Source organism: Pseudomonas sp. P42, assembly GCF_017973755.1.
Taxonomy (GTDB): Bacteria; Pseudomonadota; Gammaproteobacteria; order Pseudomonadales; family Pseudomonadaceae; genus Aquipseudomonas; species Aquipseudomonas iridis.
In genome coordinates, this window is record NZ_JACOPU010000009.1 from 290340 (window position 1) to 296887 (window position 6548).

General features: G+C 56.5%; 9 protein-coding genes. 5 read left to right on the forward strand and 4 right to left on the reverse strand.

Annotation, left to right across the window (positions count from 1 at the left end; all coding sequences use genetic code 11):
- Positions 1–83 precede the first annotated feature (83 nt).
- Positions 84–1223: a saccharopine dehydrogenase family protein gene (locus H8B20_RS26865; protein ID WP_210625108.1), complete on the forward strand. Its 1140-nt coding sequence runs from the start codon at positions 84–86 to the stop codon at positions 1221–1223.
- Here H8B20_RS26865 and H8B20_RS26870 read toward each other — a convergent pair.
- Positions 1212–1688 (reverse strand): thiol-disulfide oxidoreductase DCC family protein, encoded by a 477-nt coding sequence (locus H8B20_RS26870; RefSeq protein WP_210625109.1) that lies wholly within the window; start codon positions 1686–1688, stop codon positions 1212–1214. The genes H8B20_RS26865 and H8B20_RS26870 overlap by 12 nt on opposite strands.
- Before the next feature lie 114 nt (positions 1689–1802).
- On the opposite strand from H8B20_RS26870, the gene H8B20_RS26875 reads away from it, so the two are divergent.
- From H8B20_RS26875 to H8B20_RS26885, 3 genes are all read left to right on the forward strand, one after another.
- On the forward strand, positions 1803–2105 hold the full coding sequence (locus tag H8B20_RS26875; RefSeq protein WP_047300830.1) for an ArsR/SmtB family transcription factor: 303 nt from the start codon (positions 1803–1805) through the stop codon (positions 2103–2105).
- A gap of 72 nt (positions 2106–2177) precedes the next feature.
- Positions 2178–3152 (forward strand): zinc-dependent alcohol dehydrogenase family protein, encoded by a 975-nt coding sequence (locus H8B20_RS26880; protein WP_210625110.1) that lies wholly within the window; start codon positions 2178–2180, stop codon positions 3150–3152.
- Positions 3153–3192: 40 nt separating this feature from the next.
- Positions 3193–3495: an antibiotic biosynthesis monooxygenase family protein gene (locus tag H8B20_RS26885; protein ID WP_210625111.1), complete on the forward strand. Its 303-nt coding sequence runs from the start codon at positions 3193–3195 to the stop codon at positions 3493–3495.
- Positions 3496–3576: 81 nt separating this feature from the next.
- Here H8B20_RS26885 and msrA read toward each other — a convergent pair whose 3' ends face one another.
- Genes msrA through tspO form a run of 3 tightly spaced genes read right to left on the reverse strand, consistent with a single transcriptional unit; the run spans position 3577 to position 5575 of the window.
- Complete coding sequence (gene msrA / locus H8B20_RS26890) at positions 3577–4083, reverse strand: peptide-methionine (S)-S-oxide reductase MsrA (RefSeq protein WP_042558871.1); 507 nt, start codon at positions 4081–4083, stop codon at positions 3577–3579.
- Between the two features lie 41 nt (positions 4084–4124).
- A complete protein-coding gene (locus H8B20_RS26895; RefSeq protein ID WP_210625112.1) occupies positions 4125–5135 on the reverse strand; it encodes an alpha/beta hydrolase in 1011 nt (336 codons plus the stop codon).
- Positions 5135–5575, reverse strand: a complete 441-nt coding sequence (gene tspO, locus H8B20_RS26900) for a tryptophan-rich sensory protein TspO (RefSeq protein ID WP_210625113.1) — start codon at positions 5573–5575, stop codon at positions 5135–5137. The genes H8B20_RS26895 and tspO overlap by 1 nt, the downstream gene beginning before the upstream one ends.
- 182 nt (positions 5576–5757) lie before the next feature.
- Between tspO and H8B20_RS26905 the strand changes: the two genes are divergently transcribed.
- Positions 5758–5991 (forward strand): hypothetical protein, encoded by a 234-nt coding sequence (locus tag H8B20_RS26905; RefSeq protein ID WP_115146894.1) that lies wholly within the window; start codon positions 5758–5760, stop codon positions 5989–5991.
- The last annotated feature ends 557 nt before the right edge of the window (positions 5992–6548 follow it).

Consider the following 6548-nt stretch of genomic DNA (forward strand, 5'->3'; position numbering starts at 1 on the left):
GGTGCCCGGGGTCTATATTCTTCACGGCTGTTTATGTGCGTCGAATAGTGGCTGAGAACAGCCTTCAGTTAGGGAAGAATTGAATGCCGTTCAGGGTGATGGTGGTCGGTGGCTACGGTAATTTCGGTAGCATCGTTTGCGGGCATTTGGCGGTCATGCCGGGTGTAGAACTGCTGCTCTCGGGACGCGACCCGCATAAGTTGCAGCGCAAGGTCGATGAGCTGAACAGCCAATCGGCTGCTGTCGTCCAAGGTTGGTGCGGTGATGCCATGGGCCCTGCGTTCAGCGCCGCTTTGCGCTCGCTGAATATCCGGTTGGTCATCCACACCGGCGGGCCGTTTCAGGGGCAATCCTATGCAGTCGCCGAGAATTGCATCGCTGCTCAAGTGAATTACTGCGACCTGGCGGACTGCCGAACCTTCGTCAACGGCGTGGGTACTCTCGATGCACGGGCGAAAGCGGCGGGCGTGGCGATCCTCAGTGGTTGCAGTTCGGTGCCGACGCTTTCGTCAGCGATCATTGATCAGCAGCGTCACCGATTTTCGCGTATTGACGCGATCGAACATGGCGTTAGCGCTTCGGCGAAAATGCCGGGATTGTCGACAATCGAAGGTGTGCTGGCTTACGCCGGCAAGCCGATCAAACAACTGAAAAACGGCAAGGTGCATGAAGTGTCGGGTTGGCAGGATCTGACCTTGCGCAAAATACCGCAACTGGGCACTCGCTTGCTGGCCAATGTCGACGTACCGGACATGGATATCTTCCCCAGCCGCTATGGCGCGCGCACGCTCAGCTTCAAGGCAGGTGCGGGGTTGAAACTCGCCGGTGTTGCCAATGCTTTGTTAGCGCAGGCAGTAAAAAACGGGCTGGTTCGCGACCATCTCCCTTGGGCCGCCAGACTGTATCGGCTGGGCTGTCGATTCGAGCGATTCGGCGATGGCAAAAGTGCGATGTACATCGACGTTCAGGGCGCAGGCGTTGAAGGGAAACCGCTGACCATGACCGCACAACTGACCGCTTTTAACGATAAAGGCCCGGAAATCCCCAGCTGCGCAGCCGTCGCACTGGCCGCGAAAATGGCCGGAGGTTATGTGCCGCAACCGGGTGCCCGGCCCTGCGTCGGCGAAATCAGCGTTGACGAATACCTGGCTGCGATCAACGATCCGGCCAACCTAAGCCTCTGCGTGCAATTTTCTGACGGGCAGTCCTGGTCAGCTTTCTGACCCAGCCACCGATGGCGCAGGCATTTTCAGAAAACGCTGCTCATGATCAGGGTTTGGCAGCAGGCAGCTGTCGTACTTGCCGAATAGCCGATAGCGATTCAACGCGATGCGGTCATAAGCCCAGTCCCGCAGCCCACGCGGGAAAACGCGCAGCAAGCGCAAGGGCTGCCAGCGGCCGGGCAACTGACCGACGACTTCGAAAAAGGCATCTGATCGCTCCCAGTAATTTCGGTCGCGAATCACCGCCATGGTGTCGAACTGGTCTATCGGCAACCCCGCCCACGCCAGTAGCGCCTGCCCCTCGGGTGACTGCACTGCCGCCAGTCGCACGCGCCTTTGATGATCATGCCGAATCAAAAAACGCGCCCAGCGATTGCATAGCTTGCACACACCGTCGAACAGCACCACGGTTTCGCCGGGTTTGAGCAATGGCGCGGGGGTAGGGCGGGTCTGCGCAGTTGGCATGAGCGTGAGTCCATCGGAATCGGTTGCTGCGGATCATATCGCAATGCTCCCGGCTGACTGAAAAGTACTGGATTCTCGTATTGACATATCGAAAAATGTCGATATCCTCGCGGCATGGACTTACTCGAAATATTCAAAGCACTTTCAAACCAGACCCGACTTGAAATCCTCAAGGGTTTGAAAGATCCCGAAAAGAACTTCCCGCCGCAGGATGAAGGTGACGTTCATACGGTGGGCGTGTGTGTGAGCAGTATCCAGGAAGGTGTCGGGCTGTCGCAGTCGACGGTGTCTTCTTATCTCGCAACGCTGCAACGCGTGGGTCTGGTTGAAGTCAGACGTATCGGTCAGTGGACCTACTACAAGCGCAATGAAGCAACCATCAGCGTTCTTGCCGAGATCATCGGGAAGGACCTGTAGTTTTCAGCTGTCTTTTTACCCAAAGATATCGAGAAATCTCGATATCCCTTTTTATCGAAATGAGGATATACGATGAAAGCTCTGATACTTAAATCATTTGGCGGCCCGCAAGCATTCGAACTTTGCGACGTGCCCAAGCCCGTGCCTCAAGCGGGACAGGTTCTGGTCCGGGTTCACGCGACTTCGATCAACCCGTTGGATTTCCAGGTTCGACGCGGCGATTATCCCGACCTGGTGCAACTGCCGGCCATAACCGGGCATGACGTATCGGGCGTTGTCGAAGCGGTGGGGCCAGGCGTGACGAACTTCGTTCCCGGAGACGAGGTCTGGTACACCCCGCAGATATTTGACGGCCAAGGCAGTTACGCCGAGTACCACGTTGCCGCCGAAAGCATCGTCGGCAAGAAGCCTGCCGCGCTGAGCCATCTGGAGGCAGCAAGCCTGACGTTGGTGGGTGGGACGGCGTGGGAAGCATTGGTCGTGCGCGCGGCGCTCAGAGTGGGCGAAACCATTCTGATACACGGTGGTGCCGGGGGCGTCGGGCATGTGGCGATTCAACTGGCAAAAGCCATTGGCGCCAGGGTGTTCACGACTGTGCGTGAAGCGAACAGTGAGTTCGCACGCAGTATGGGGGCCGATGTGGTCATCGATTACGAAAAGGAGGATTACGTTGACGCCATCCTGCGGGAAACCGCTGGTCGCGGAGTCGATGTGGTGTTCGACACCATTGGCGGCAACACGTTGTCACGCAGCCCCGACGCGCTTGCTCAACTGGGTCGCGTTGTTTCGATTGTCGACATTGCGCTGCCACAAAATCTCGTCCAGGCCTGGGGCAAGAACGCCAGTTATCACTTCGTTTTCACCCGGCAAAACCGCGGCAAGCTTGATGAACTGAGCGCGTTGATTGAGCGCGGCCAGTTGCGCCCGCACGTGGGGGCCGTCTATTCACTTGCCGACATTCCACTCGCGCATGCCCGGTTGGAGAGTCCCAACAATGGAATCCAGGGAAAAATTGCGATTGCCATCGTAGATAGCCTCATTGGCTAAGTGCACTTTCGACCGTTGAAACTCAATTTGGAGACACGCCATGATTTATGAAGTCGCTTTGCTTCCCGTCCATAAAGAACAAGTAGAGCAGTTCCGCCATGCGTTCGCCGAGGTCGAGCCTTTACTCACTCGGGCAAAGGGTTACCGCGGTCACACACTCGCGCAGGGGATTGAAAGTCCCGAGGTCTTCAACTTGATCGTGCAATGGCAAACACTCGAGGATCACACGCCGGGTTTTGAAGCGAGTGATGACCATCAGAGGTTCATGCTGGGTTTGCAGGATTACTTTTCGCAAGAGCCGACGGTCTATCACGTTGAGGGGCCGGAGTTTGCTAAAGGCTGACGCGTAAAGCAGAACAGCCCCCGTGCCTTTAAAGAACGGTATCGGGGGCTGATGTCGGAGAGCTTCGAACTTACTTGGCTATCAGTTGCGCTTGGGCAACTTCCAGTTCGGCCGAATAAAGTGGCAGGTGTAGCCGTTTGGAATCCGCTCCAGGTAATCCTGGTGCTCAGGCTCTGCTTCCCAGAAGGGACCGGCCGGTTCGATCTCGGTGACCACGCGGCCCGGCCACAACTTTGAGGCGTCAACGTCAGCAGCAGTGTCTTCTGCAACATCGCGTTGCTCTTCACTGAGGTAATAGATCGCCGAGCGATAGCTGGGGCCCAGGTCATTGCCCTGGCGATTGGGTGTGCTCGGATCGTGTATCTGGAAGAAGAACTCGAGGATCTGCCGGTAACTGATCACGGCTGGATCAAAGACGATTTCGATCGCTTCGGCATGATTGCCATGGTTGCGATAAGTCGCATTGGGGACATCGCCGCCGGTATAGCCGACCCGCGTCTGCAAGACACCGGGATAGCGCCGCAGCAAGTCCTGCATCCCCCAGAAGCACCCGCCGGCGAGGATGGCAGTTTCGGTTTGGCTGGTCATGGTCTGTCCTTCCCCTCGGGAAATGATGTGTGTAGTCATTGTTATGAGGGCGTGTTGCCCAATTCCAAGGCTGAAGCGTTCATTTGCCCGCTGACCCGAGCGCAAATCCATTCACGGCTGTAGGTCAATACGCTTTCAGCAATAGCCGTTGGAAAATGAATGAAGCCGTGTGGCGAGGAGGGCAGCAGGTGCATTTCGACAGGCGCCGATTGCATCCAGCGCTCGGCGATGTCGAGGGTGTCGTCGCGTAACGGATCCAGTTCGCCGGCAAACATCAGCGCAGGCGGGAAATCACTGAAGTCGCCATATAGAGGTGATAACGGTGGCTGTCGGCGTTCCTCGTCACTCAGGTCTGGCGTGAGCAGGCGCAACGCTTCAACTATGCCTGGACCGTCCAGCACCAAGGTTTGCGGCGGTGCGGTGCGGACGCTCGGCGTGCCAGTCAAATCGTATACGCCGTAATACAACAGCGCGCCGCTTACACGTTGCAGCAAATCGGGCGATTGCTTGAGCCCCAACAAAGTAGCTGCCGCCAGATGGCCTCCGGCCGACTCGCCAACGACAATCACCGGCAGATCGGCAAACTCGTCGTCAGTCAGTAACCATCGAGCCGCGGCCAGGCAGTCTTGCATCACCCCTTCAATGGGGGTCGATACCACAAGCCGGTAATCCACCGAGACGACAGTCACATCGCACGTATTAACGATGGCGACATTGAAGTTGTCATTCATCTGCGCATTGCCGATCACCCAGCCGCCACCGTGATAATCCAGCACAACGCCTTTTGCTCGACCTTTGGGCCGAATGATCCGCACGGCCACCGGTACTCCACCGCTATCAATCACCCTGCTCTCAGCCGTGAGGCCATGCTTGAGCAATTTTCTCGCGCCGCCGACCTGACTGGCGCGCAGCAGCGTTTGAATCATCCTCGGCAGCACGCGATTGCGAATTTTAAAGCGCGGCAACCAGGCGAGTTTTCTGTTGAAGGCGTGCACTTGCGCCAACTCACGCTCGCCCTCCGGCCACGGCGCTTTTCGGGTGAACGTGTTCATCAGCGGTTCTTGATCAGAATGGAGAAATTCAACGCCGCGGCGACGCATAGCCACGCCAGATAAGGAAACAGGATTAAACCAGTGATGAGATCAAGCTGCACGGCCAGTACCACCATTGTCGCAACCACTAGCCAGAGCAACGTCAGGATCACCATGGCGGCAAGAATTTGATGTGCGCCGAAGAACACCGGAGTCCACAGTGTATTCAGGGCTATCTGCGCGGCCCACAAAGCCAGCACCGTCTGACTCCCGGGAATAAGGCTCAAGCGGTAACCCGCCCATGCCAGCAACACATAGATGACTGTCCAGGCCACCGGGAACGCCCAGTTGGGTGGCGTGAAGCCGGGTTTGGCCAGTGACTCATACCACTCGCCCGGTTTGAACATGACGCCAGTGGTCGCGGCGGCCGCGCAGGCCAGAAAGAATATAAAGAAGGTCATCGCCAGTCCTTAGCTGTGGTCAGCTGTTTGGGAGTGTAAGAAAAGGACGCCCGGTGGCGTGAAAAGTTTGCATTGAGTGAAGACATTTATCCGTTCATGCGCGAGGCGAATGCAGTTGAACTATAAATTGACTATTGAGTCAGGATAATCAGTTGCTTCTTCCTACAACCCTGGATGAAACCATGCACACTTATCTTCTGAAATACCTGTTCAACGGCGAGCCTCGCACTCACACCTTCGAGCTCAAGGAGCCTCAATTGGGCGATCACGAGGCGGCCATGCATCTGCTGGAACTGCATCTGGGCGATGCCGAAAACGGCCTGATCATGCCCACCGCAGACTCGACGCCGCAGGAAATTCTGCAGCAGGCCGAGCGGGTGGGGATCACACACATTCAGGTGATCGCTAATCACTGAGGCAAATCCCGATAGAAACTGCGGAGCGCTGCGATCTTTTGATCCTGATCCTCATGCCGGGGAGAAGATCGGAAGACCGCAGCCCCGCTCTACTCGAATGGAGCATGATCGCCAGCCCGATCTGCGAAACGCCGATGGACTCGGTGGTATTGTTGAAGATGATGGTACCGGCAGTGCGGATCGGGTTCGGAACACTTTGGGTCGTTCCATGATCGGGGGCGCTTGGAGGTGGGGACTTTGTTTGGCGGGGGAGGTTAGCAGTCGCAGATAACAGGATTATGACGGTTGGTGCAGACTGAGCTGCAACCGGTTGATTTCTGTCTGGAAAAGAATTATCCAGGAGGGGTTGACCATAAGTTTCAGTCCTGTATTATTCACCTCCCGCCAGACAGCAGATTGCTTCTAGCGGGTGTAAGTGATTGATTTTAAATGAAAATAATCACTTGACAGCAAATGAGGCTGCTGTAGAATGCGCGCCTCGGTTGAGACGAAAGATCTTAACCAACCGCTCTTTAACAACTGAATCAAGCAATTCGTGTGGGTGCTTGTGGAGTCAG